Here is a 21,529-nt window from a genome sequence, read left to right on the forward strand (position 1 = left end):
CCGGTTTTTCGGCCTGCGCGACGGGGGCGCCGCCGAGCTCGCCGAAACCTGAATGTCCGCGCCAAGGTATAATGTTAAAGTGAATTGAAGGCCCAGGCGCGCTCCTATAAACCCCGCCCATGCCCGGTTTCGATGCTTCTTTGCCCGCAGTTGGACGCTTGATGCGATTAAGGATCAATCTCGCCCAGATTATAGTTGCCGTCGTAACGTTTCTGGTTTTGGTGGCGAGCTATTGGGGTTACCTTGAATACTCGTTTCTCGCGTCGCGTCAGGATGCTGTCGCAGCAGGGCGGTTGAGGGCACAGCAGATTAGTGAGGCTGCGCGCCAGCAGCTGACCGCTACGTTTCGCGGGGCGGATTATCTCTTGCAGAACGTGCGCAGAGACTACGTACGCTCGCCGGTCGACTTCAATCTTCTCGCCACGCAGGCCCTCTCGCTTCTGCCGGCGTCCTCAGAGGCGCAGATCGCGATTTATGGCGCGGATGGCCGGCTGGTCGTGGCCAGCGGCACGGCTCCCGTGTGGGACGATGTGACCGAGCGGGCCTTTTTCAAGCAGCAGCAGGCGCATTTTTCGGCGGATGCGCTGGTCGTGGGCGAGGCGGCGCAGGATCCGCGCGGCGCGCGCTGGCGTGTGCCACTGGCGCGCGCGCTGCTGACGCCGGAAGGGTTTGCGGGCGTCATCGTGATGACGGTATCGCCGCAGTTCCTCTCCAATGAGCTGGCGCTGGTGGTGCTCGGGGAGAACGACACGGTGGGCGCGGTCCATCTTCCCGAGGGCACCTACCTGGCCCGCAGCAGCCAGATCAAGACCTTGATGGGGCGGGCGGTGAAGGCTTCGCGGCCCTACCTGCATCTGCAGCCCGGCGCGCCCGGGCAGGGCGTCTTCATGGCCGAGGCTACCCACGAGCCGGTGGAGCGCATCTACGCCTGGGCCAAGCTGCGAGACCTGCCGGTGGTGATCTTTGTCGGCCTGTCCACCGGCGACCTCTTGGCACCGCTCAACGCCTCCATAGCGGCCCATCGCTGGACCAACCTGATCGGCACGCTGGCGCTGCTGGGTCTTGCCGCGGGGCTGGCGTTCCTGGCCTTCCGCGACATTCGCCAGCGCACCGCCTTGATGCGTCAGGAGGCGCTCTACCGGGCGCTGTTCGATCAGAACCATTCGGTGAAGCTGCTGACCGATCCAGGGGATGGTCGCATCCTTGCCGCCAATGCGGCGGCGGCGGCGTTCTATGGCTATACCGCCGAGCAGCTCTCGCGGATGAATATCTCGGACATCAACTGCCTGCCGCGGGAGGAGGTTGCCCGCTGCATGGCAGAGGCGAAGCAGGGGGAGCGGCCATCGTTCGTCTTCCCGCACCGTCTGGCTTCCGGCGACATCCGGATGGTCGAGGTGTTTTCCGGCCCCGTGACCATCGGCGAGAAGACGGCGCTTTATTCCATCATTCACGACGTGACCGACCGCTTCGAGCTTGAGCGCGGCCTGCGGGAAAGCGAGGAGCGTTACCGGGGCATTTTCGAGGCTGTTCCCGCCGGTCTCATCCTGGTCGATGAGACCGGCAAAATCACCAGCTGGAACGAAACGGTGCTGCAGATTCTGCGGACCGACGTGAACGGACTTGTGTCGCGCACGGCAACGCTGCTCGACGCCTATGGCGAAGCGGTGCCTCCGGATCGCCGGCCTTCCGCGCGCTGCCTGTCGGAAGACATCAAGGAAGAGCTCTATTCGGTCTGGGGCGAGAATGGGCGGCGTATCTGGCTCAGCGTGGAAGGGCGGCGCTTCAGCTCCGACGCGAAGGGCGTGCCGGCGGGGGCGATTCTCGTGCTCTCGGACATCACCCGGGCCGTGCAGCTCGAAGAGGAAGTGCTCATCAGCGAGCGCGTGTTCGAGGCTGCTGCTGAAGGCATCATGGTCACCGACGTGCGCTGGGAGATCATCCGGGTCAATCCGGCGTTCGAGGAGATCACCGGCTATCCGCCTCACGAGGTAATTGGCAAGAAGCCCAAGATGCTGGCGCCGGGTCGCAACGGGCTGAGCTTCTACCGCCCCATCTTCAAGAGCCTGGCCGCCAAGCGCAGCTGGGAAGGGGACATCACCAACCGGCGCCGCGACGGCCGCCTTTCGGTGGAACGCACGGTGGTCAGCGCCATCGTCCAGTCCGATGGCCGTCTCTCGGGCTATGTCACGCTGCTGTCCGACGTCACTGCGCGCAAGAAGCAGGAAGAGGAAATCTGGCTGCGCGCCAATTTCGACACCCTCACTGGCCTGCCCAACCGCACGCTGCTCGCCGATCGCATCGAGCAGGCGCTGAACATGGATCATCACTCCGAGCGCATGGTTGGGGTGCTGTTCATCGATCTCGACCGGTTCAAGCCGGTGAACGACCAGTGGGGCCATGCCGCGGGCGACGAGCTGTTGCGGCTGGTGGCGCGGCGCATTTCCGGCGCGGTGCGCGCGGAAGATACGGTGGCGCGTGTGGGCGGTGACGAGTTCGTGGTGTTCCTGCCGTCCGTGAGCAAGGAGGCGGACGTCAGCAAGATCGCCAACAAGATCCTGGATCTCCTGCGCTCGCCCTTCATCCTGTCGGAGGGCGAGGCCTCCATCTCGGCGTGCGTGGGCGTCGCGCTCGGCCGCGCCGGGGCCGTTAGCGCCGAGAATCTCATTCGCCGCGCCGATGCCGCCATGTATCGGGGCAAGACCAGTGGCCGCTCGCGGGTGGTGGTGTTCGCCGAGGCGGAGGAGCGGGTCGAGGCCTGATTCTGCGACACGCGATGGCGGGCCGGGCGCGGCCCGTCGTTCAGGCCTCCTCGGGAAGCGGCGCGATGCGCGTGCTGTCCTCGCCCCGGTGGACCGCCATTCCCATGCGGAAGCTCAGCGCCATGCGCTCGGCGTGGGCGATGGCCTTGAGGGCGCTCTCATGATCCAGGACGCGCCGCGCCACCGGGCGGAACAGCGTCAGCCACCTCGCGAAGTGCGCGTCCCCAACCGGACCGAGGGTGAGGTGCGGGGGCAGGGGGCGCCCGTCATAACGCTTGGTCTTCAACAGCACGGACGACCAGAAGCCGCACATCTTTTCCAGGTGGGCAGGCCATTCGTGAGGCGCGATTTTCGCCGCGAACACGGGGCCGATCAGAGGGTCGGCCTGCACCGTGTCGTAGAAAGAATACACCAGATCGCGGATGGCCTCCTCGGACGGGCCTTGCGCTTGTGGCGTGCCGGCAATGGTCTCGCTCATGCTTTCGTCTCCGGCGCGAAGATGGCCCAGAATCGTGATGTGGAACGCTTCGGAAGCAAGGGACATGCCGTCCCATGCGACGTGCTGCCACACTCGCGGGGCGCAGCCGGGCGATGTCAACGTGGCCTTTGGTGTGCCAAGCCCTTTGGCGCCTTGCAAAAGGGGCGGCAATGTGGCTCTTGAAGCCGAGCTGACCCGCCGGGCCGCCCCGCCAAGGCGCCCGGGCGTTATGGTCCGGAGGGAAGACATGATCGATTTCGTCGAGCTTCGCCGCGGCATGGTGGACGGGCAGGTCCGCACCAATGACGTGACGGACCACCGCATTGTCAGCGCCATGCTCGATATCCCGCGCGAGAAATTCGTGCCGCAGGCCCTGAAGTCGCTCGCTTATATCGATGACGACCTGGAGATTCGCCCTGCCGCCGGCTCCAAGCCCGCGCGCTACATCATGGAGCCGATGATTCTCGCCCGGCTGGTGCAGCTCGCCGACGTGGACGAGAAGGACCATGTTTTGGATGTGGGCGCTGGCAGCGGCTATGGCGCCGCTGTCCTGTCGCGCCTCGCGCAGCAGGTCGTGGCGCTGGAGGAAGATGCCGAGCTCGCCGCTCTCGCCAACAAGACCCTGTCCGATCTCGGCGTGGGCAACGTGGCGGTGATGCAGGGCGTGCTCGAAGCTGGCTGGGCGGCGGAGGCCGATTACGACCTCATCCTCATCGAAGGCGCGGTCGAGGTGATTCCCGAAAAGCTGTTCGCGCAGCTTAAGGAGGGCGGTCGCCTGGTCGCCGTCGTGGGTGAAGGGGGCGCCGGACGGGCCTGCATCTTCACCAAGGTGGGCGGCAAGCTCAGCGAGCGGGTGGCCTTCAATGCCGCAATTCCCTCTCTGCCCGGTTTCAAGGCACCTCCGCGCTTCATTTTCTGAATAGACCTGTGGCGCGTTTGCCGCGGTAATCCGAAAAGCGACGTTGGAACCGAACCAGTCGGTTTCGTCGCGCCTAAGCTGCGGATATCTTGCCTTTTCGTTACCGCGCGGCGGGTGCGCAGTGCGCATCGGGTGGCGTGCCGTGCCCGGTCCAGGAGATCTAGATGTCGGTTGCGACGAGCATTCGCCGAAACGTGTTCGCTTTCCTGGCGGGGTTCGGGGGCATCGCGCTGTCGGTCACCGTGGCGGGTGCTCAGCCCCTCGATGCCGCCCTCGCGTCAGCCTATGTGAACAACCCCACCTTGAATGCGCAGCGCGCCGGCACCCGCGCTACGGACGAGAACGTGCCGAAGGCCCTTTCGGGCTATCGGCCCACCATTGCGGGCACCGCATCGGTGGGGGTGTCGACGGATCGCGCCAGCTATTCGGGGCAGGTCTATAGCGGTGGCACCGTTCCGCGGACCTTCGCGCTGACCGCGACCCAGAGCATTTTCAATGGCTTCATCACCGGCAACTCGACGCGCAGCGCCGAGTCGCAGGTGCGCGGCGCGCGGGAAACGTTGCGCAACACCGAGCAGTCGGTGCTGCTGGCTGGCGTGACTGCGTACATGAATGTCATCCAGGCCTATGCGCTGCTTGACCTGCAGAATCAGAACCTGGCTGCCTTGCAGCAGGAGCTCCGCGCCACGCGCGACCGCTTCAATGTGGGCGAGGTGACGCGCACCGACGTGGCGCAGGCCGAGGCCCGCGTTGCGGACGCGCAGTATCAGGTGAGCCAGGCGGTGGCCGACCTGTCGGCGGCCAAGGCGGTTTATCGTCAGGTGATCGGTGTGGAGCCCGGCAAGCTCTCGAACCCGCGCTCTATTGAGTGGATGATTCCCTCGAAGCTCGGGCAGGTGATTTCTTCGGGTCTCGACCGCCATCCGGCGGTGAAGGCCTCTGAGTTCGCCGTGGACGCCGCCCTGTTCCAGGTGAAGGTGGCCGAGGGCGCGCTGATGCCCAGCATGAATGTGCAGGGGCAGCTCTCCCAGAGCTACCAGCCCGCCTTGACGACGGATCAGGCTTCGAGCGCCTCGGTGGCCCTGAACCTGACGGTGCCGATCTATCAGGGTGGCTCGGAATACGCCAATATCCGCCAGTCGAAGGAGCTGCTGTCGCAGGCCCGAATCGAGGTGGATGTGAATCGCGATACGATTCGCTCCCAGGCGGTTCAGTATTGGGGTTCCCTTGAGGCCTCGAAGGCGCAGATCGATGCCGCGCAGGCATCTGTTGCGGCCAATACGCTGGCGCTGGAAGGTGTGCGGGAAGAGTGGCGGGTCGGTCAGCGCACCACCACCGACGTGCTGAACGCGCAGCGCGACCTGACCAATTCCCGCTCCGCCTTGGTGATCGCGCAGCGTGACCGGGTGGTGGCCGCCTATTCGCTGGTTTCCACCATCGGCAAGCTCGACGCCACCTCCCTGAAGCTCAAGGTGAACGTCTACAATCCGACCGTTCACTACGATCAGGTGCGAGACAGCTGGGCCGGCGTGCGCACCCCGGATGGTCAATAGGGGACAGTGGGCGTTGGCGCTGGTGTGGCGCCAGCTGCCGGTGTCATAATCCCATAACTGATGATTCTGGAGACGCATGTGGGCGGATGTCCTGCCCGCATGCGTCGTTTCCGGCCGAGGTTGCGACATGGCTGCTACCCCGAAGGCGCAAGAGCCGTCGATGGAAGAGATTCTCGATTCCATCCGTCGCATCATCGCCGATGATGATCCTTCCGAGCTTGAAGCCGTGCCCACCCCGCCCCGCCCGATGGCGCCGGCGCGGCGCGTGATGAACGGCTATGGGCCGCGTCCGGTGGCCGAGCGACGCGCGGCGCCTCCGGCCGGTCGGCGCTACGGCCGGGAGACCGAGGCGGCGGTGACCGCGTTCAATGACGAGGCAGAGGATCACGCTCAGCCAGCCGCTCCCGTGAGTGTTGCCGCGGAGCGACCTCAGGCGGCCACCCGCTCCGAAGGTCTCCTCGCAGGGCCTGCTCGCGCGGACGGTCCGGAGGACGAGGGGCGTTTCGGCGAGCGGAATTCTCCTTTCCGGGGGAATGCGCGAGCCGAGCTTGGCATACGCGAAGCCATGACGCCGTCGCCCGCTGCCGGCGTGCGCGCGGGCTGGTCGGCGGACGTGTCCGCTCGGTCCGGCAGTGTAGAACGGGCCCCTGCGCGGCCGGAGCCCGCAGCCGCAGACAATAATACTGCCGATGCCGGCGCGGTCCGCGCCGCGGCGCCCCGCAGCGCGGGTGATGACCTGCGGCCGTCGCGCGAGCCCCAGGCCCGCGTCGCGCAGGCGCTACCCCCGGTGCGTCCGCAGCCTGTCGCGCGGTCCGAGGCAGGGGCCGCTGGCGCCGCCCAGGCTGCCGCCGTGGGTCCGAAGGTTGAGGGCGGCGAGCCAGCTGCGATTCGCCACGCTCAACCCATGCATTCAGCGCCTCGTGGCCCGCTGCCGCGCAAGGATCTGCTGTCTCCGGCGGTGGACGCTGCCGTGGCGGCCGCCTTCAAGTCGCTGGGCGATCTGGTTCTGCCGCAGCAGGAACGCACGGTTGAGGATCTCGTGAAGGAGATCCTCCGCCCGATGCTGAAAGAGTGGCTGGACCAGAACCTTCCGGCCATTGTGGAGCGGCTCGTGCGCGCCGAGATCGAGCGGGTCACGAGCTCTCTGCGGTGAGGGCGCAGGGCCGTCCGTTCCGCGAGGCGGCCCGCGCAAATCAGGTTTGATGCGCAGCGCAGTTGACGTTTTCTTTCCCGTGCGGCTTTAACCCCCGACGAAACCCATCTCGTGGCGAGCGCGACGGATGCCGGTTCCGGCAGGGCTTTGCCCGCCCGGGCGGGGCGTCGCGGCCGTGGAGCTCAAATCCATGCTCGAAAAAGTGTTCGATCCCGCATCCGTCGAAGCCCGCATTGCCACGGCTTGGGAAGACGCGGGCGCGTTCCGTTGTGGTCGCCCGGAACGCAAGGACAAGCCTGGCTTCTCCATCGTCATCCCGCCGCCGAACGTCACCGGCTCCCTGCACATGGGCCATGCGCTGAACAACACACTGCAGGACATCCTGGCGCGGTTCGAGCGCATGCGCGGCAAGGATGTGCTGTGGCAGCCGGGCATGGACCATGCCGGCATTGCCACGCAGATGGTGGTTGAGCGCCAGCTGGCGGCGGAGAAGCTTCCCGGCCGGCGCGACATGGGCCGGGCCGCGTTCATCGAGCGCGTGTGGAGCTGGAAGGCGCAGTCCGGCGGAACCATCGTCGGGCAGCTGAAGCGGCTGGGCGCGTCCTGCGATTGGTCGCGCGAGCGCTTCACCATGGATGAGGGGCTGTCGCGCGCGGTCCTGAAGGTGTTCGTGCAGCTCTATCGGGAAGGGCTGATCTACAAGGACAAGCGCCTCGTCAACTGGGACCCCAAGCTCATCACCGCCATCTCGGACCTCGAGGTGGTGCCGGTGGAGATGAAGGGCAATCTGTGGCACCTGCGCTACCCGGTGGAAGGCGAGAAGGGCCGCTTCATTGTGGTGGCCACCACCCGGCCCGAGACCATGCTCGGCGACACCGCGGTGGCTGTGCATCCGGACGATGAGCGCTATCGCGACCTGGTGGGCAAGAACGTGATTCTGCCGCTGGTCGGCCGGCGCATCCCCATCGTTGCCGATGAATATTCGGACCCCGAGAAGGGCTCCGGCGCGGTGAAGATTACGCCCGCGCACGACTTTAACGACTTCGAGGTGGGCAAGCGCCACAGCCTGCCCATGATCAATGTGCTCGATGCGGAAGCGCGGATCGATACCGCTGGCATCCGTGACGACCATGCGGCACGCCCCGACGCCTATGTGGAGACGCCGGATGCCGCCGGCGTGCTGGCCCACCTGCAGGGCCTCGACCGGTTTGCCGCGCGCAAGCAGATCGTCGAGCTGCTCACCAATCTGGAGCTGCTGGAGAAGATCGAGCCCCACACCCACATGGTGCCCCATGGCGACCGCTCCAACGTGGTCATCGAGCCGTGGCTGACGGACCAGTGGTATGTGGACGCCAAGACGCTGGCGCAGCCGGCCCTTGCGGCCGTGCGCGAAGGGCGCACCAGCTTCGTGCCGAAGAATTGGGAGAAGACCTATTTCGAGTGGCTGGAGAACATCCAGCCCTGGTGCGTCTCGCGCCAGCTGTGGTGGGGCCACCAGATTCCGGCCTGGTACGACCCCTTCGGCAATGTCTTCGTCGCGCTCAATGAGGATGAGGCCTTCGAGGAGGCGCTCAAGCACAATGTGGGCAATGAGAGCCTGTCGCCGGAAGAGGCGGAAGCGCTGATTCAGGATGCCGACAAGCGCGCCCAGTTCCTCACCCGCGATGAGGATGTGCTCGACACGTGGTTCTCGTCGGCGCTGTGGCCCTTTTCCACCATGGGTTGGCCCGATGAAACGGATGAGCTGAAGAAGTTCTACCCCACCAGCGTGCTGGTGACGGGCTTCGACATCATCTTCTTCTGGGTTGCCCGCATGATGATGATGGGCCTGCACTTCATGGATGGCGAAGTGCCGTTCAAGGACATCTACATCCACGCCCTCGTCCGTGACGAGAAGGGCGCCAAGATGTCGAAGTCCAAGGGCAACGTCATCGATCCGCTGGACCTCGTGGACAAATACGGCGCCGACGCGCTGCGCTTCACGCTGGCGGCCATGGCGGCCCAGGGGCGCGACATCAAGCTCGCCACCTCCCGCGTCGAGGGCTACCGCAATTTCGCGACCAAGCTGTGGAATGCGGTGCGGTTCGCGCAAATGAACGGCTGTGTGCGCCAGCAGGGTTTCGACCCCGCCAAGGTGGAGGCGACCCTCAACCGCTGGATCATCGGCGAGGCGGCCCGCGCCGCCTCGGAGGTGAGCGAGGCGATCCTGGCCTACCGGTTCAACGATGCCGCCGGGGCGATCTACCGCTTCTTGTGGAACGTGTTCTGCGATTGGCATCTGGAGCTGGCCAAGCCCGTGCTGTCCGGTCCGGACGGCGTGGCGAAGGATGAGACCCGCGCCACCACGGCCTATGTGCTGGACGTGGCCATGGCCCTGCTGCACCCCTTCATGCCGTTCCTGACCGAGGAGCTGTGGGCCGAGACCGGCAAGGAAGGCCCGGCGCGTGAGACGCTGCTGGCGTTGGCCGCTTGGCCCGATCTCTCCGGCCTTGAAGCCCCTGACGCGGAGGCTGAGGTCGGCTGGGTGGTGGACCTGGTGACCGAGATCCGCTCGGTGCGGGCGGAAATGAACGTGCCCGCCTCCGCCCAGGTTTCGCTGGTGCTGGTGCAGCCGAGCCCCGACACGGCGGCGCGCGCGGCGCAGTGGGATGATGCCATCCGCCGCCTGGGGCGTCTGGCGTCCGTCACCACGGCGGAGGCGCAGCCTTCGGAATCGGTGCAGATGGTGGTGCGGGGCGAGGTGGCCGCGTTGCCGTTGGCCGGTGTCGTGGATCTCGCCGCAGAGCTCGCCCGCCTGAAGAAGGAAGAGGGCAAGCTCGACCAGGAGATCGCCCGCATCGACGGCAAGCTCTCCAATGAGAGCTTTGTGGCGCGCGCGCCCGAGGAAGTGGTGGAAGCCGAGCGCGAGAAGCGGCAGGAATATGTCCTGCGCAAGGACAAGGTGCGCGCGGCCATCAGCCAGCTTTCCGCATCCTGAACCGCTAAGGCGGCGGGCACCCTTGGGGCCCGTCGCTCGTAGCCTGGCGTTGCGTTGCCATGCTGCAACACACGCCATTTCGGGTCAGCCCGGCAAGCGCTAGACTCTTGTCGAATATGGTTAATTTTAGATTTTTGGCGGCCTTCGGCTGTGACGGCAAAGTCACACAGCATCCGTTTCCACCCGCCAGCCTCACCCGCCGCCCCAAACGCCGCGATCCCGCCACAAAACGCCACGAAACCAGAAGCGGGAACGGGGTGGACAGCGTAGCTCGGAAGGTATTTCCGGCCGCCGCGTTGAAGGTAGGGTCCTGATGCGTGCGCATTGGATGGCAAGAGGGTTCGATATGCGGAACGCAGCGGGAAGGTGCCCCAGAGAGGCCGCGACCCGGCCTTTCCTCGGCCCCGATATTGCCGCTGCCGTCGAAGATAAAATTCGCATCATGTGTGCGGATCGTCTTTCAATCGCAAACAGCCGCCTTTGGGGCACGAGCCGGCTTCAGCGCGGGCAGGGCCAGGGGAGCGGCATGACCGGACCCAATGGCCCGCGCCGGGCGAGCCGCCTGCGTTCGCGGCCACAGGCGCGCTCCGTGGCGCGCGCCACCACGCAGCGCGTGGCGGGCTGGTTCTTCGCGGGCATGGTGGGCCTTCTGCTCGCGACGCCCGCTGCGCGCGCCTTCGATGGCACGACCCAGGACGGCTCGGCGCCGCCCTCTCACAGCTCTCAGCCCTTGACGCCGCCGGCCAATGTGCCCCTGGCGCCGGTCGTGCGGCCCGTGGATGAGGCCTTCCGCACCGGCGCGCAGGCGCTGCGCTCCGGCCAGACCGCGAAGGGCATTGACGCGCTCGGCTATGCGGCGGCGCAGGGCCACGCGGCCGCCCAATGGAAGCTCGGGCGCATCTATGCCGACGGCGATGGCGTCAAGCGGGACGATGCCAAGGCCTTCAGCTATTTCAGCAAGATCGCCAATTCGCACGCCGATGACTATCCGGGCACGGCGCAGTCGCGGTTCGTCGCCAATGCCTTCGTGGCACTCGGCGGCTATTATCTCGTGGGCATCCCGTCCGCCGGCGTGAAACGCGATCCGGTGCGCGCCCGCGACATGTATTCCTACGCAGCCTCCTATTTTGGCGACGCGGACGCGCAATATCACCTCGGCAAGCTCTATCTGGACGGCGTTGGCGGCCCCCGGGATGCACGCAATGCCGGGCGCTGGCTGACCCTGGCGGCGCAGAAGGGGCAGTTCGAGGCGCAGGCGATGCTCGGGCAGCTTCTGTTCCGCGGTGATGAGGGCGTGCCCCGGCAGGCGGCGCGCGGGCTCATGTGGCTGACTCTGGCGCGGGATGGGGCGGCGCGGCCGGAAGACCACTGGGTCGTGGCGGCGCATGAGGAAGTGTTCGCGGAAGCAACCCCCGACGAGCGCGCCATGGCTCTGACCTATCTGGAAAATTGGCTGAAGACCGCCAAGCGCTGAGGGTTTGACCCCAGGCGGCGCATTCGAGGCGCGAGGGAGCTGCCGTCGGCAGCCCTCCCGTTCATGCCGCATGCGGGATGGATGATTTCAGGCCGAAGGATACCACGCGGGAATCACCGGGGCTTGGTGTCTCCCGCCGCGGTGCACGTGTGGGCGGGCGCCTTCCCTTGCTTGCAGCGAGGCAGCAGGGCCGGCTAATCGCCACTCTCCAATGGCTTTTCGGCCTCATAGCGAGGCAGCTCGTGGCCCAGGCCCCGGCTCATGGCGAGGGCACCGGCGGTCCAGATGTGGTGGGTCGGCGGCAGGCTGTCGGGCGCGTCGAGCGTGCCGAGGGTGACGTCCACCGCCGCTTCATCCGCCATGTCGAACAGAATCGGGCTGCCGCAATTGGCGCAAAAGCCGCGCTCCACGCCGGGCGAGGAGGTGTAGCGCTTGAGGGTGCCGCGGATCACCTCGAAATCCCCGCGCGCGACCGTCGCCCAGGGCAGCGCATTGGAGCCGGAGCTGCGCCGGCACATGGTGCAATGGCACCAATAGGCGCTGCGCACCTCGCGCAGGCGATAGCGAATGGCGCCGCACAGGCAGCCGCCTTCAGCCCCCGGGGAATGCGATGTCATCGGCGGCCTCCGGCCATCACGCTGCAATGGAGAAATCGGCCCAGACGGGCACGTGATCGGAGGGCTTTTCCCAGGCGCGCACATGCTTGTCGATGCCGGTTGCGAGCAGGCGGTCCGCGGCCTGTGGCGACAACAGCAGGTGATCGATGCGGATGCCGAAATCGCGCTGCCAGGCGCCGGCCTGGTAATCCCAGAAGGTGAAGGTGCGCTCGGCGTCTGTGCAAGCGCGGATGGCGTCGGTGAGGCCGAGATTCATCAGCTCGCGGAAGGCGTTGCGCGTGCGCGGAAGAAACAGCGCGTCGCTGGTCCAGGCACTTGGGTCGGCGGCGTCCGCGGGTGCCGGAATCACGTTGAAGTCGCCGGCGAGGATCAGCGGCTCTTCCAATCTCAGGCGATCGGAGGTGAAGGCTTTCAGGCGCTCCATGAAGCCCAGCTTGTAGGGGTATTTTTCGGTGTTCGGCGGATTGCCGTTGGGCAGGTAGATGCAGGCGACGCGGACCACGCCGGTTTTCACCGACACCACGGCCTCGATGAAGCGGGCCTGCTCGTCTCCGTCGTCACCGGCCAGGCCGTGGGTCACGTCCTCCAGCGGCAGCTTGGAGAGCAGGGCGACGCCGTTGAAGGTCTTTTGGCCGTGCACGGACACATTATAGCCGAGCTGCTCGAACGGCTCCTTCGGGAAGGCATCGTTCTGGCACTTGATTTCCTGGAAGCAGACCACGTCGGGGTTCGCCTCCTTCAGCCAGGCGACGGCATGGTCGAGCCGCTGGCGGATGGAGTTCACGTTCCAGGTGGCGATGCGCATGGGTTCTGCTCTTTCCTCGCGTCCGGCACGGGCCGGGCTCGCGAGCATACTCCACCACGAGGCCGGGGCAACGGGCGGCGGCCGGCGCGGCGGGGCAGGCGGAGGTCGTATGGAGGTAGTTTTTAACCGCTTTTGATCAGGCGAGGGGTTATCTGCTGCTGCCGGCTTGCCCGTGCGGCGAAAGGGTGGCATTCACGAAGTTTGTGCGTGCATGGGTGGCGGCCGCATGACCTTCGCGTCGATCGAGTTCCTGTTCTATTTCTTTCCGCTGTTCCTCGTCTCCTACTTCTCTGCGAAGACGGTCCGGACGCGGAACTATATATTCTTGTCGTTTTCTCTGGTGTTCTATGCGGCCGGCTATACGCCGCATATTATCGTTCTGTTGTTCTCGGTCTGCGTCAATTTTTTCGTCGCGCGTGCCATCGATCGGCGCGATGGCGCCAAGCGCAAGCGTATCCTGGCGCTGGGTGTGGCTTTCAATCTCATCCTGCTGGGTGTGTTCAAGTATACGGGGTTCCTGCTGGAGAACCTCAACGTTCTTCTGGAGCCGATTTCGGTCGCGGTTCCCGTGCCGGGCATTTCGTTGCCGCTGGGTATTTCATTCTATTCCTTCCATGCCATTTCCTATCTGGCGGATATTTATAAGCGGAAGGTGCGGGCCAATGAGGACCCGGCGCAGTTCGGCCTTTATATGTGCATGTTCCCGCAACTGGTGGCGGGCCCCATCGTGCGTTACTCCACGGTGGCGCGGCAGCTCAGTGAGCGGCGCGTCACGCAGGCCCGTTTTTCGGCTGGCGCACGGCTGTTCGTCATCGGCCTGGCCTGGAAGGTGCTGATTGCGGACGAGGTCGCGCGGCTGGTCGGCGGCGTTTTCGATGCCACCACCCATCCCACCTTCGTGGAGGCGTGGCTGGGGCTCTACGCCTATACGGTGCAGATCTATTTCGACTTTGCGGGCTATTCCACCATGGCCGTGGGGCTGGGTGTGATGGTGGGCTTCGCGCTGCCCCGCAATTTTCGGCTGCCCTATACCGCGCGCTCCATCACGGATTTCTGGCGGCGCTGGCACATGAGCCTGTCCGCCTTTCTGCGCGACTATCTCTATATCCCGCTGGGCGGTAACCGGCGCGGGCCCATGCGCACCTATTTCAATCTTTCGGCGGTGTTCCTGCTGTGCGGCCTGTGGCACGGCGCCAGCTGGAACTTCGTCATCTGGGGCGCCCACCACGGGGCCTTTCTCATCGTCGAGCGGGCATTCCTCGGGCGCTGGCTGAAGCGTTTGCCCGAGGCCCTTTCGCATCTTTATGCGGTGCTCGTCGTGATGCTGGGCTGGGTGTGGTTTCGGGCCGATACGCTGCCAGGGGCGCTCGATATGTTTGCCGGGCTTTTCGGCGCCCACGGCTTCTACCGTTCGTCGCTCGCGCTGGGCTTTGGCCTCAACACGCTGTCCATCGGGGCGCTGGTGCTGGGCGGGCTCATCGGCTTCTTCCGCTGGCCGCGCTGGAAGCTGTTGTCCGGAGAGGGGCTGGCGGCGACGGTCGGGGATTTCGCCTTTGTGGGCGTGCTGCTGCTGCTGAGCGTGGCCTGGGTGGGCGGCACCACACCCACGCCGTTCCTTTATTTCCGGTTCTAAGGAGGCGCGGACCATGACCCTGCTTGCGCGCCATCGTCGCTATCTCGGGCTGCCTGTAGCGGGATTCTTCGGCTTCCTGCTGCTGTCGAATGTCATTCCCGATCCCATGGGCCGATGGACGGTGCGAACGCCCATCGATCCAAGTTGGGGCCTGCTGAAGAAGGCGCAGGTGGCGCTCCGTAATGGTCCGGCCTTCGTGCAGGATAATTTCGGTTTCCGGCCGAGCCTGGTGATGCTGCGTCGCGCCTTCCGCACGGCCATCGGTGCGCCGGACACCACGCCCGTTTATGCCGGGCAGGGCGGCCGCCTCCTGTGGGGCCTGGAACACACGCCGGAGCAGTCGGCGGGGGCGCTGGTGCGGGCGGGGCAGGTGGCGCGGTTCGTCAGCATGATCGGCGTCATGCAGCGCCAGCTCGCGCCGCTGGGCACCAAGGTGGTGGTGGCGATTCCGCCCAATGTCCAGTCGGTGGAGCTGGAGCAGCTCCCCCCGTGGGCCGCTTCACTGTCCTATCCGGTGACCGAATACGCTCTGGCCGTCGATGGCCTCAGGGCGGAAGGCGTGAGCGTGGTGGATCTGGTGAAGCTGCTGCGCGCCGCTCCGGAGCCGCGCTATCTGCTGACGGACACCCATTGGACTGCGCGAAGCTCATTGCTGGCCTTCAACGCGGTGATGGCGGCCGCCGGCCATCCCGATTGGCAGCTGGATCTGGCTGAGGTGGTCGGTCCCTTGCGGCCGCTGGGACGCCCAGGCGATCTGCTGCGCGCCATGCGGATGCCGCCGCAGGTGACGCTGGAAGATTTCGCGATCCGCCTGAAGGGACCGATGCGCGTATTCCGGCCGGATCCCGCGCTGACCCACCACAACCTGCACCCGGACTTCCACTCGACGGCAGTGGACTATGCGTCCACCGGCGCGCGCGTGCTCATCATGGGCGACTCCTTCACGGCGCGCGTCTGGCAGACCCTGTTCGTGAACGCGAAGGTGAGCGTGGTGGGCTGGATGCATGCTTCGCGCATCCATAATGGCAGCTGCGACTTCAATTTCACGGATGTGGTGCGTTTCAAGCCGGATCTGCTGATCTATGCGCGCACCGAGCGCTTCCTGCCGTGCCCGCTGAATACGTGGCCGGTGGGGCTGCCGGAGCCGAACGCCAGCGCCATTCCCGCCGGCGCCGCGCCATAGGGTGGCTTGGGAACGCAAAAGCCCTGGCGGCGGACTCAGGGCCCGCCGCGCCGATCAGCCTTTGCCACTCCGATCAAACCCGGGAAGGGGCCTCAGTTCCGCGTCTTCAGACGGCGAAGCTGGAGCCGCAGCCGCATTTGGCGGTGGCCATGGGGTTGTGGATCTTGAAGGCGGAGCCCATCAGGTCGGCCACGTAATCGAGCTGGGAGCCCTTGACGTAGTCGAGGGAGATCCGGTCGACCACGATCTTGGCGCCTTCCTTCTCGATGACGAAGTCGTCGGCTTCCTGCTCCGTCGTCATGTCGTACTTGTATGAGAAACCGGAACAGCCGCCGCCCTCCACGGAAAGCCGCAGGAAGGTGCCTTCCGGCTCGGAGGACAGGATCTGGCGGACACGGCGGGCGGCCGCGTCGGTGACGGCGAAATCGGGAGCCTCAGCGGCCGGCTCCTGGGCGGGGGCGATAGGTGCATTCATGGTATCGACTTTATGAAATGAAGCTGGCAATGCCGTTCAAGGTAAGCCCGGAACCCTTCAAGTTAAAGGGCTGCGTCGGGGAAAAAGCAGAGGCGGGGGGAGATTGAGATGGCGGTTTCCGGCGCAAAGCCTCGCGTTGCCTGGGCTTGTGATCCCGAAGCCTCGCGCGGGCGGCTGGTTCCCGAGGGGGAAATGCCGCCGCGCAGCGGCTTCCGGCGCGACTGCGACCGCATCATTCATTCCACCGCCTTCCGGCGCCTGAGGCACAAGACCCAGGTGTTCGTTTTCAATGAGGGCGACCATTACCGCACCCGCCTCACCCACACCCTGGAAGTGGTGCAGGTGGCGCGCTCCATCGCCCGCGCCCTGGGTCTGGACGAGGATCTGGCGGAGGCGCTGGCCCTGGCGCACGATCTCGGCCACCCGCCCTTCGCCCATGCGGGTGAGCGGGCGCTCGACGCCTGCATGGCCGGGCACGGCGGGTTCGATCACAATGCCCAGTCGCTCCGGGTGGTGACGCGCACCGAGCGGCGCTATGCGCTGTTTGACGGCCTCAACCTCACCTGGGAAACGCTGGAAGGCATCGTGAAGCACAACGGCCCGCTCATTGACCGGGAGGGACGGGGCATCGGCCATTATGAGAAGGGCCTGCCCCATGCCATCGCCGTGCATTCCGCCCAGCAGGACCTGGAATTGTGGAGCCATGCGGGCCCCGAGGCGCAGGTGGCGGCCCTCGCCGACGATATCGCCTATGACGTGCATGATCTGGACGACGGCATCCGCGCCCGCATGTTCACCCTCGATGAGCTGGAGCCCCTGCCGCTGGTGGGCGACGCGATCCGTGAGGTGCGCGCGCGCTATCCGGGGCTTGAAATGGCGCGGATGGTGAACGAGGTGCTGCGCCGGGTCATCACCCGCCTCATCGAGGATGTGGTGGGCCAGGGCGAGGCCGCGGCGGCGCAGGCGGGCGTGGCCTCCGCGCAGGAGGTGCGGCTCCTGGGGCGCACGCTCATCGCCTTCTCGCCGGAGATGGCGCGTTCCGAGAAGGCGCTGAAGGGCTTTCTTTATCCGCACATGTATCGCCACGAGCGGGTCAACGCCATCATGGCGGAGGCGCAGCGGGTGGTGCGCGAGCTGTTCGCCCATTTCATGGCCGCCCCGCGCGACATGCCGCCCTCCTGGCACGAGGACCTGGACAGCCTGGACGAGAACCGCCTGGCGCGCCGCGTCACCGATTATATCGCCGGCATGACCGACCGCTACGCCCTGGACCAGCACGCCCGTTTCTTTGACACGACGCCGGATCTGCGATAGGCGCCGCACCAACTAACCCGATCGGACATTTCCATGAACGTCTACGCGATCTTCGCCGATCTCGTGCGCGAAGCCGTCGCCGCTCTCGTTGCCGAGGGCGCTTTTGCCGAAGGCCGGGGCGCCGGCCTCGACCTGTCCCGTGTGGTGGTGGAGCCCCCGCGCGACGCCAGCCATGGCGACCTCGCCACCAATGCGGCGCTGGTGCTGGCGAAGGATCTGGGCGCAAAGCCCCGCGAGCTCGCGGACAAGATTGCCGGCAAGCTGAAGGCGAACGCGCATGTGGTGAAGGTGGAGGTGGCCGGCCCCGGCTTCATCAATCTCACCCTCGATGCCGCCTATTGGCCGCAGGTGCTCTCGTCCGCGTTGCGCGCCGGGGTCACGTTCGGCCGCTCCGCCCTCGGCGCCGATGAGCCGGTGAATGTGGAATACGTCTCCGCCAACCCCACCGGCCCCATGCATGTGGGCCATTGCCGGGGCGCGGTGTTCGGTGATGCCATGGCCAACCTCCTGGCCTTCGCCGGCTTCAAGGTGACGCGCGAATATTACATCAATGACGCCGGTGCCCAGGTGGACGTGCTCGGCCGCTCGGCCTACCTGCGCTATCGCGAGGCCGCGACCGGCGAGAAGGCGGAGATCCCGGACGGGCTCTATCCCGGCGATTACCTGGTGCCGGTGGGCGCCAAGCTGGCCGAGATGCACGGGGGCGAGTATCTCGCCGCGCCGGAGAGCGACTGGCTGCCCATCTTCCGCAGCTTCGCCATCGGCGAGATGATGAACATGATCCGCGACGATCTCGAAGCCCTGGGCATCGAGTTCGATGTGTTCTTCTCCGAGCGTTCCCTGTCAGCCGGCGCGGTGGACAAGGTGGGCGCCACCATCGAGGCGCTGCGCGCGTCGGGCGAGGTCTATGAAGGCCGCCTGCCGCCGCCCAAGGGCGCGCCCATCGAGGATTGGGAGGATCGCGAGCAGACCCTGTTCCGCTCCACCGAATTCGGCGACGACGTGGACCGCCCGCTGAAGAAGTCCAACGGCAGCTACACCTATTTTGCCGGCGACATCGCCTACCACAAGGACAAGGTGGAGCGCGGCTTCCACAAGATGATCGACGTGTGGGGCGCCGACCATGGCGGCTACGTCAAGCGCATGCAGGCGGCGGTGAAGGCCGTCTCCGGCGGCAAGGCCAGCCTCGACGTGGAGCTGATCCAACTGGTGCGCCTGTTCCGCAATGGCGAGCCGGTGCGCATGTCGAAGCGTGCGGGCTCCTTCGTCACCCTGCGCGACGTGGTGGATGAGGTGGGCCGCGACGCGGTGCGCTTCATGATGCTGTTCCGCAAGAACGACGCGCCGCTGGATTTCGACCTGGCTAAGGTCATCGAGCAGTCGCGCGAGAACCCGGTGTTCTACGTGCAGTATGCCCATGCGCGGTCGAAATCGATTCTGCGCAACGCCGCTGCCGCTCTGCCCGGCCTGCCCGAGGCGCCCGCCGCCTTCGCGGATGCGGCGCTGAACCGGCTCGATGACGAGGGTGAGCAGGGCCTTCTGAAGCGCATCGCCTCCTGGCCGCGCCTGGTGGAGCAGGCGGCCAGCGCCCGCGAGCCGCACCGCGTGGCCTTCTATCTCCATGAATTGGCGAGCGATTTCCATGCCCAGTGGAACCGCGGAAAAGACTTGCCTCATTTACGCTTCATTATCGAGAATGATCGAGATTTGACCTCGGCCCGCTTGGCCCTGGTGCATGGCGTGGCCACGGTGCTCGCCTCGGGTCTGAAGGTGCTGGGGGTGGAGGCCGTCGACGAGATGAAGTAGGGCTCGTCGAGCGCGGCTTCACTCGGCTCCACGGGGCTTCTCCTTAGGGCCGGACAAGAGGTCCGTCCGAGGCGGGGCGGACGAGAAGACATCGAGGCGACATGGTCGACGAAAGCAGGTTCCGCTACCGGCGAGACGCGGGCGCAAGGGACGATGGTGACGTCGGCGCGCGGGCCGAGCCCGTGCGTGAGCCGTCTCCACGCGAGCCATCTCTTCGCGAGGATATGCGTTATCCGCAGGAGCCGCGGCCGGAATCGGCGCGCCCGGCGCCCACCCGGCCTGCTCAGCCGGCTCCGGGGCGCCCAGCCACGTCGACGCGTCAGGCTCCCCCGCAGGTTCCGGCGGCGGAAACGCCCCGGGCCCCCGTGCGGTCTCAGTCGCCCGGGTCGGGCCGCGATGCTGCGACGGCGATGCGTGAGCCAAGCCTGCGTCAGGCGCCGCGCGCCGCACAGCCTGCCCGCGATTTGCCCACTCAGCGCGAGCCGCAGCCGGCTCGTGATGTGCCCACGCAGCGTGCGCCGACCGCGCGCGATTTTTCCGCGGCGCGTGATCTGCCGACTCAGCCCGCGCGGCCGGCCGCCCGCGCGGCGCGCCCACCGGCTGGCGTCGCGAGTTCTGCGCCGGTTGATCCGCTGGCGGAGCTGGCACGCCTCATCGGCGAGCAGGATCCCTTCGTCGATTTCGCCGATCTTCAGCCGGACCCGGCCACGTCCCGCGCGCCCGCCGCACCGGTGCAGGCGGATGCGCGCACGGCTGCCCGGCAAGCGGCGCGTGGCGCTGAGCCCCGGATCGCGGATGACGAGGAGCTGGAGCCCCGCCGTCCCGATCCCCGCCGGCTCGATCCTCGTCTCGCCCGCCGGCAACCGGACGCGGCGGGCTTTCCGGCCGATGGCGCCACTGCGGCGCCGCGCGCGCCGGCCCGGCCCGCAGCGCCCCGGCAGACCATTGCCCGCGTGGGGCAGGAACAGACGCAGGTTCGCGCCCCCGCCTCCGATCCGCTGACCGCCCGCCGCCCGGCCGCCGATGGCGCGACGCGCCGGGCCGACGCGGCCTTTGGCGAGGCCGATTATCCCGATCCCAGCCGACGCCCGCCACCGCGTCCGGCGGCCGCGCCTGACCTGCCGCAGCGCCAGGCGTCCCTGGCGGCGCCGCCGCAGCGTGCGGCCCTGCTGCCGCCGCGGGGCGATGGCGAGCCGGTGGACCGCAGCGCCACCTCGGTGCGCCTTGGTTACGGCTCCCTGGCCCATCAGGCCCAGGTGCCTCCGACCGGTCGCCAGCGTCCCGACCCGCGCGCGGTGCCGGACGAGGACGAGTATTTCGAGGAGCAGGCGCCCCGCGCGCCGGCGGCCGATCCGCGCCGCGCCCAGCCGCAGCAGCCCCAGCCGCAGGAGGCCAGCGCCGCCTACGCTTATTCCGCCCCCCGCCGGGCGGAAGCGGAGGAGGACGAGGCCACCTATGTGGAGGGCTATGATCCCCAGTATGAGGATGACGGCTACATGCCGGCCCATGGGGATGAGGTCTATGACGGCGAGGCGCGCCGCCGGAAGGGGCGCTCGGCGCTCATGCTGGTGGCATCGGTCCTCGGCATCGTCATCGCCGGCACAGCGGGTGTGTTCGCCTATCGCATGGCCGTTCACGGCACGGCGACGACCGCCAGCGGCGGCCCGCCCGTGATCCGCGCCGACACCGCGCCCAGCAAGATCATCAGCCCGCCCAGCAGCACGCCGCAGGACGCGCAGCAGAAGCTGATCTATGACCGCGTCGGCGGCACGGCCAGCGGCAATGAGAAGATGCTTCCGCGCGAGGAGCAGCCGGTGGATGTGACTGCCGCCGCGATCCGCTCCGGCACGCCTGCCGCGACCGACCCGGTGATCAACTCGCTGGCGACCGAGCCCAAGCGCGTGCGCACCCTGACGGTTCGCTCTGATGGCAGCATCGTTTCGGACGGTGCGGCCGCCGCGCCGGCGCCCACCGCAGGCCCGAGCGCGGGCGTGCAGGCGCTGCAGGCCTATGCCGCCAGCCAGATGCCCGGCGCGCCGCCTGCCATGGTCAACCTGCCAGCCGCCGGTTCCGGCAAGATCGACGCTCCTCCGGTGGCGCGAAGCGGGGACTATGTGGTGCAGGTGGCTTCGCAGCGCTCCGAGGCGGATGCCATGGGGTCCTGGAAGGCGCTGCAGACGCGCTATCCCAACCTGCTGAGCAGCTACGTGGCCTCGGTGAAGAAGGCGGATCTGGGCGACCGTGGCATCTATTATCGTGCCCAGGTGGGGCCGTTCGCGTCGAAGGACCAGGCCAACGACCTGTGTCAGGCCCTTCGCGCCCAGGGCGGCGACTGCATGGTGACCAAGAACTGAGCCATCATCGGCGCCCGCCGCCGGTGGCG

At 66.9% G+C, this 21,529-nt stretch carries 15 protein-coding genes; 11 read left to right on the forward strand and 4 right to left on the reverse strand.

Annotation, left to right across the window (positions count from 1 at the left end; all coding sequences use genetic code 11):
- Nucleotides 1–119: 119 nt before the first annotated feature.
- The gene (locus V5F26_RS11515) at nucleotides 120–2,759 is read left to right on the forward strand and encodes a PAS domain S-box protein (RefSeq protein ID WP_509210505.1); all 2,640 of its coding nucleotides are present in this window, start codon (nucleotides 120–122) and stop codon (nucleotides 2,757–2,759) included.
- A 40-nt stretch (nucleotides 2,760–2,799) separates the two neighbouring features.
- Here the strand turns inward: V5F26_RS11515 and V5F26_RS11520 are convergent, their stop codons facing one another.
- Complete coding sequence (locus tag V5F26_RS11520) at nucleotides 2,800–3,303, reverse strand: group III truncated hemoglobin (protein ID WP_509210506.1); 504 nt, start codon at nucleotides 3,301–3,303, stop codon at nucleotides 2,800–2,802.
- A 181-nt stretch (nucleotides 3,304–3,484) separates the two neighbouring features.
- On the opposite strand from V5F26_RS11520, the gene V5F26_RS11525 reads away from it, so the two are divergent.
- From V5F26_RS11525 to V5F26_RS11545, 5 genes are all read left to right on the forward strand, one after another.
- Nucleotides 3,485–4,156 carry a protein-L-isoaspartate O-methyltransferase family protein gene (locus tag V5F26_RS11525; protein ID WP_394057742.1) on the forward strand — a complete coding sequence of 224 codons (672 nt, stop codon included), beginning with the start codon at nucleotides 3,485–3,487 and terminating at the stop codon, nucleotides 4,154–4,156.
- A 164-nt stretch (nucleotides 4,157–4,320) separates the two neighbouring features.
- Nucleotides 4,321–5,709, forward strand: coding sequence for a TolC family outer membrane protein (locus V5F26_RS11530; RefSeq protein WP_394057744.1), 1,389 nt, complete (start codon nucleotides 4,321–4,323; stop codon nucleotides 5,707–5,709).
- Between the two features lie 160 nt (nucleotides 5,710–5,869).
- Entirely contained in the window at nucleotides 5,870–6,862 is a 993-nt protein-coding gene (locus V5F26_RS11535) for a PopZ family protein (protein WP_394945977.1), read from the forward strand.
- A gap of 190 nt (nucleotides 6,863–7,052) precedes the next feature.
- Complete coding sequence (locus V5F26_RS11540; RefSeq protein WP_394945978.1) at nucleotides 7,053–9,839, forward strand: valine--tRNA ligase; 2,787 nt, start codon at nucleotides 7,053–7,055, stop codon at nucleotides 9,837–9,839.
- 637 nt (nucleotides 9,840–10,476) lie between these two features.
- Nucleotides 10,477–11,313 carry a tetratricopeptide repeat protein gene (locus V5F26_RS11545; RefSeq protein ID WP_234050782.1) on the forward strand — a complete coding sequence of 279 codons (837 nt, stop codon included), beginning with the start codon at nucleotides 10,477–10,479 and terminating at the stop codon, nucleotides 11,311–11,313.
- A gap of 194 nt (nucleotides 11,314–11,507) precedes the next feature.
- On the opposite strand, the gene V5F26_RS11550 is transcribed toward V5F26_RS11545, so the two are convergent.
- Together V5F26_RS11550 and xth are read right to left on the reverse strand one after the other, a co-directional pair.
- Entirely contained in the window at nucleotides 11,508–11,930 is a 423-nt protein-coding gene (locus tag V5F26_RS11550) for a GFA family protein (protein ID WP_394057750.1), read from the reverse strand.
- Between the two features lie 16 nt (nucleotides 11,931–11,946).
- A complete protein-coding gene (gene xth, locus V5F26_RS11555; protein ID WP_394057752.1) occupies nucleotides 11,947–12,735 on the reverse strand; it encodes an exodeoxyribonuclease III in 789 nt (262 codons plus the stop codon).
- A 226-nt stretch (nucleotides 12,736–12,961) separates the two neighbouring features.
- On the opposite strand from xth, the gene V5F26_RS11560 reads away from it, so the two are divergent.
- The gene (locus V5F26_RS11560) at nucleotides 12,962–14,368 is read left to right on the forward strand and encodes an MBOAT family O-acyltransferase (RefSeq protein ID WP_394057754.1); all 1,407 of its coding nucleotides are present in this window, start codon (nucleotides 12,962–12,964) and stop codon (nucleotides 14,366–14,368) included.
- A 13-nt stretch (nucleotides 14,369–14,381) separates the two neighbouring features.
- Nucleotides 14,382–15,551 (forward strand): alginate O-acetyltransferase AlgX-related protein, encoded by a 1,170-nt coding sequence (locus tag V5F26_RS11565; RefSeq protein ID WP_394945979.1) that lies wholly within the window; start codon nucleotides 14,382–14,384, stop codon nucleotides 15,549–15,551.
- 106 nt (nucleotides 15,552–15,657) lie between these two features.
- Here V5F26_RS11565 and erpA read toward each other — a convergent pair whose 3' ends face one another.
- Complete coding sequence (gene erpA, locus V5F26_RS11570; protein WP_234049875.1) at nucleotides 15,658–16,026, reverse strand: iron-sulfur cluster insertion protein ErpA; 369 nt, start codon at nucleotides 16,024–16,026, stop codon at nucleotides 15,658–15,660.
- Nucleotides 16,027–16,134: 108 nt separating this feature from the next.
- Between erpA and V5F26_RS11575 the strand changes: the two genes are divergently transcribed.
- The 3 genes from V5F26_RS11575 (at nucleotide 16,135) to V5F26_RS11585 (ending at nucleotide 21,500) form a co-directional block, all read left to right on the forward strand.
- Entirely contained in the window at nucleotides 16,135–17,340 is a 1,206-nt protein-coding gene (locus tag V5F26_RS11575; protein ID WP_234049876.1) for a deoxyguanosinetriphosphate triphosphohydrolase, read from the forward strand.
- Between the two features lie 33 nt (nucleotides 17,341–17,373).
- Nucleotides 17,374–19,146: an arginine--tRNA ligase gene (argS, locus tag V5F26_RS11580; RefSeq protein WP_394945981.1), complete on the forward strand. Its 1,773-nt coding sequence runs from the start codon at nucleotides 17,374–17,376 to the stop codon at nucleotides 19,144–19,146.
- A gap of 500 nt (nucleotides 19,147–19,646) precedes the next feature.
- The gene (locus V5F26_RS11585; protein ID WP_394945982.1) at nucleotides 19,647–21,500 is read left to right on the forward strand and encodes an SPOR domain-containing protein; all 1,854 of its coding nucleotides are present in this window, start codon (nucleotides 19,647–19,649) and stop codon (nucleotides 21,498–21,500) included.
- Nucleotides 21,501–21,529 lie beyond the last annotated feature (29 nt).

The organism is Xanthobacter variabilis (assembly GCF_043831965.2).
In the GTDB taxonomy this organism is placed as follows: Bacteria; Pseudomonadota; Alphaproteobacteria; order Rhizobiales; family Xanthobacteraceae; genus Xanthobacter.

Excerpts from the sequence above, each read along its gene's own strand:
- erpA (WP_234049875.1), bottom strand. The coding sequence starts at position 16,026 with ATGAATGCACCTATCGCCCCCGCCCAGGAGCCGGCCGCTGAGGCTCCC.
- V5F26_RS11545 (WP_234050782.1), top strand. The coding sequence starts at position 10,477 with ATGGTGGGCCTTCTGCTCGCGACGCCCGCTGCGCGCGCCTTCGATGGC.
- V5F26_RS11550 (WP_394057750.1), bottom strand. The coding sequence starts at position 11,930 with ATGACATCGCATTCCCCGGGGGCTGAAGGCGGCTGCCTGTGCGGCGCC.
- V5F26_RS11530 (WP_394057744.1), top strand. The coding sequence starts at position 4,321 with ATGTCGGTTGCGACGAGCATTCGCCGAAACGTGTTCGCTTTCCTGGCG.
- V5F26_RS11515 (WP_509210505.1), top strand. The coding sequence starts at position 120 with ATGCCCGGTTTCGATGCTTCTTTGCCCGCAGTTGGACGCTTGATGCGA.
- V5F26_RS11535 (WP_394945977.1), top strand. The coding sequence starts at position 5,870 with ATGGAAGAGATTCTCGATTCCATCCGTCGCATCATCGCCGATGATGAT.
- V5F26_RS11525 (WP_394057742.1), top strand. The coding sequence starts at position 3,485 with ATGATCGATTTCGTCGAGCTTCGCCGCGGCATGGTGGACGGGCAGGTC.
- V5F26_RS11560 (WP_394057754.1), top strand. The coding sequence starts at position 12,962 with ATGACCTTCGCGTCGATCGAGTTCCTGTTCTATTTCTTTCCGCTGTTC.
- V5F26_RS11575 (WP_234049876.1), top strand. The coding sequence starts at position 16,135 with ATGGCGGTTTCCGGCGCAAAGCCTCGCGTTGCCTGGGCTTGTGATCCC.
- V5F26_RS11520 (WP_509210506.1), bottom strand. The coding sequence starts at position 3,303 with ATGTCCCTTGCTTCCGAAGCGTTCCACATCACGATTCTGGGCCATCTT.
- V5F26_RS11540 (WP_394945978.1), top strand. The coding sequence starts at position 7,053 with ATGCTCGAAAAAGTGTTCGATCCCGCATCCGTCGAAGCCCGCATTGCC.
- xth (WP_394057752.1), bottom strand. The coding sequence starts at position 12,735 with ATGCGCATCGCCACCTGGAACGTGAACTCCATCCGCCAGCGGCTCGAC.
- V5F26_RS11565 (WP_394945979.1), top strand. The coding sequence starts at position 14,382 with ATGACCCTGCTTGCGCGCCATCGTCGCTATCTCGGGCTGCCTGTAGCG.
- argS (WP_394945981.1), top strand. The coding sequence starts at position 17,374 with ATGAACGTCTACGCGATCTTCGCCGATCTCGTGCGCGAAGCCGTCGCC.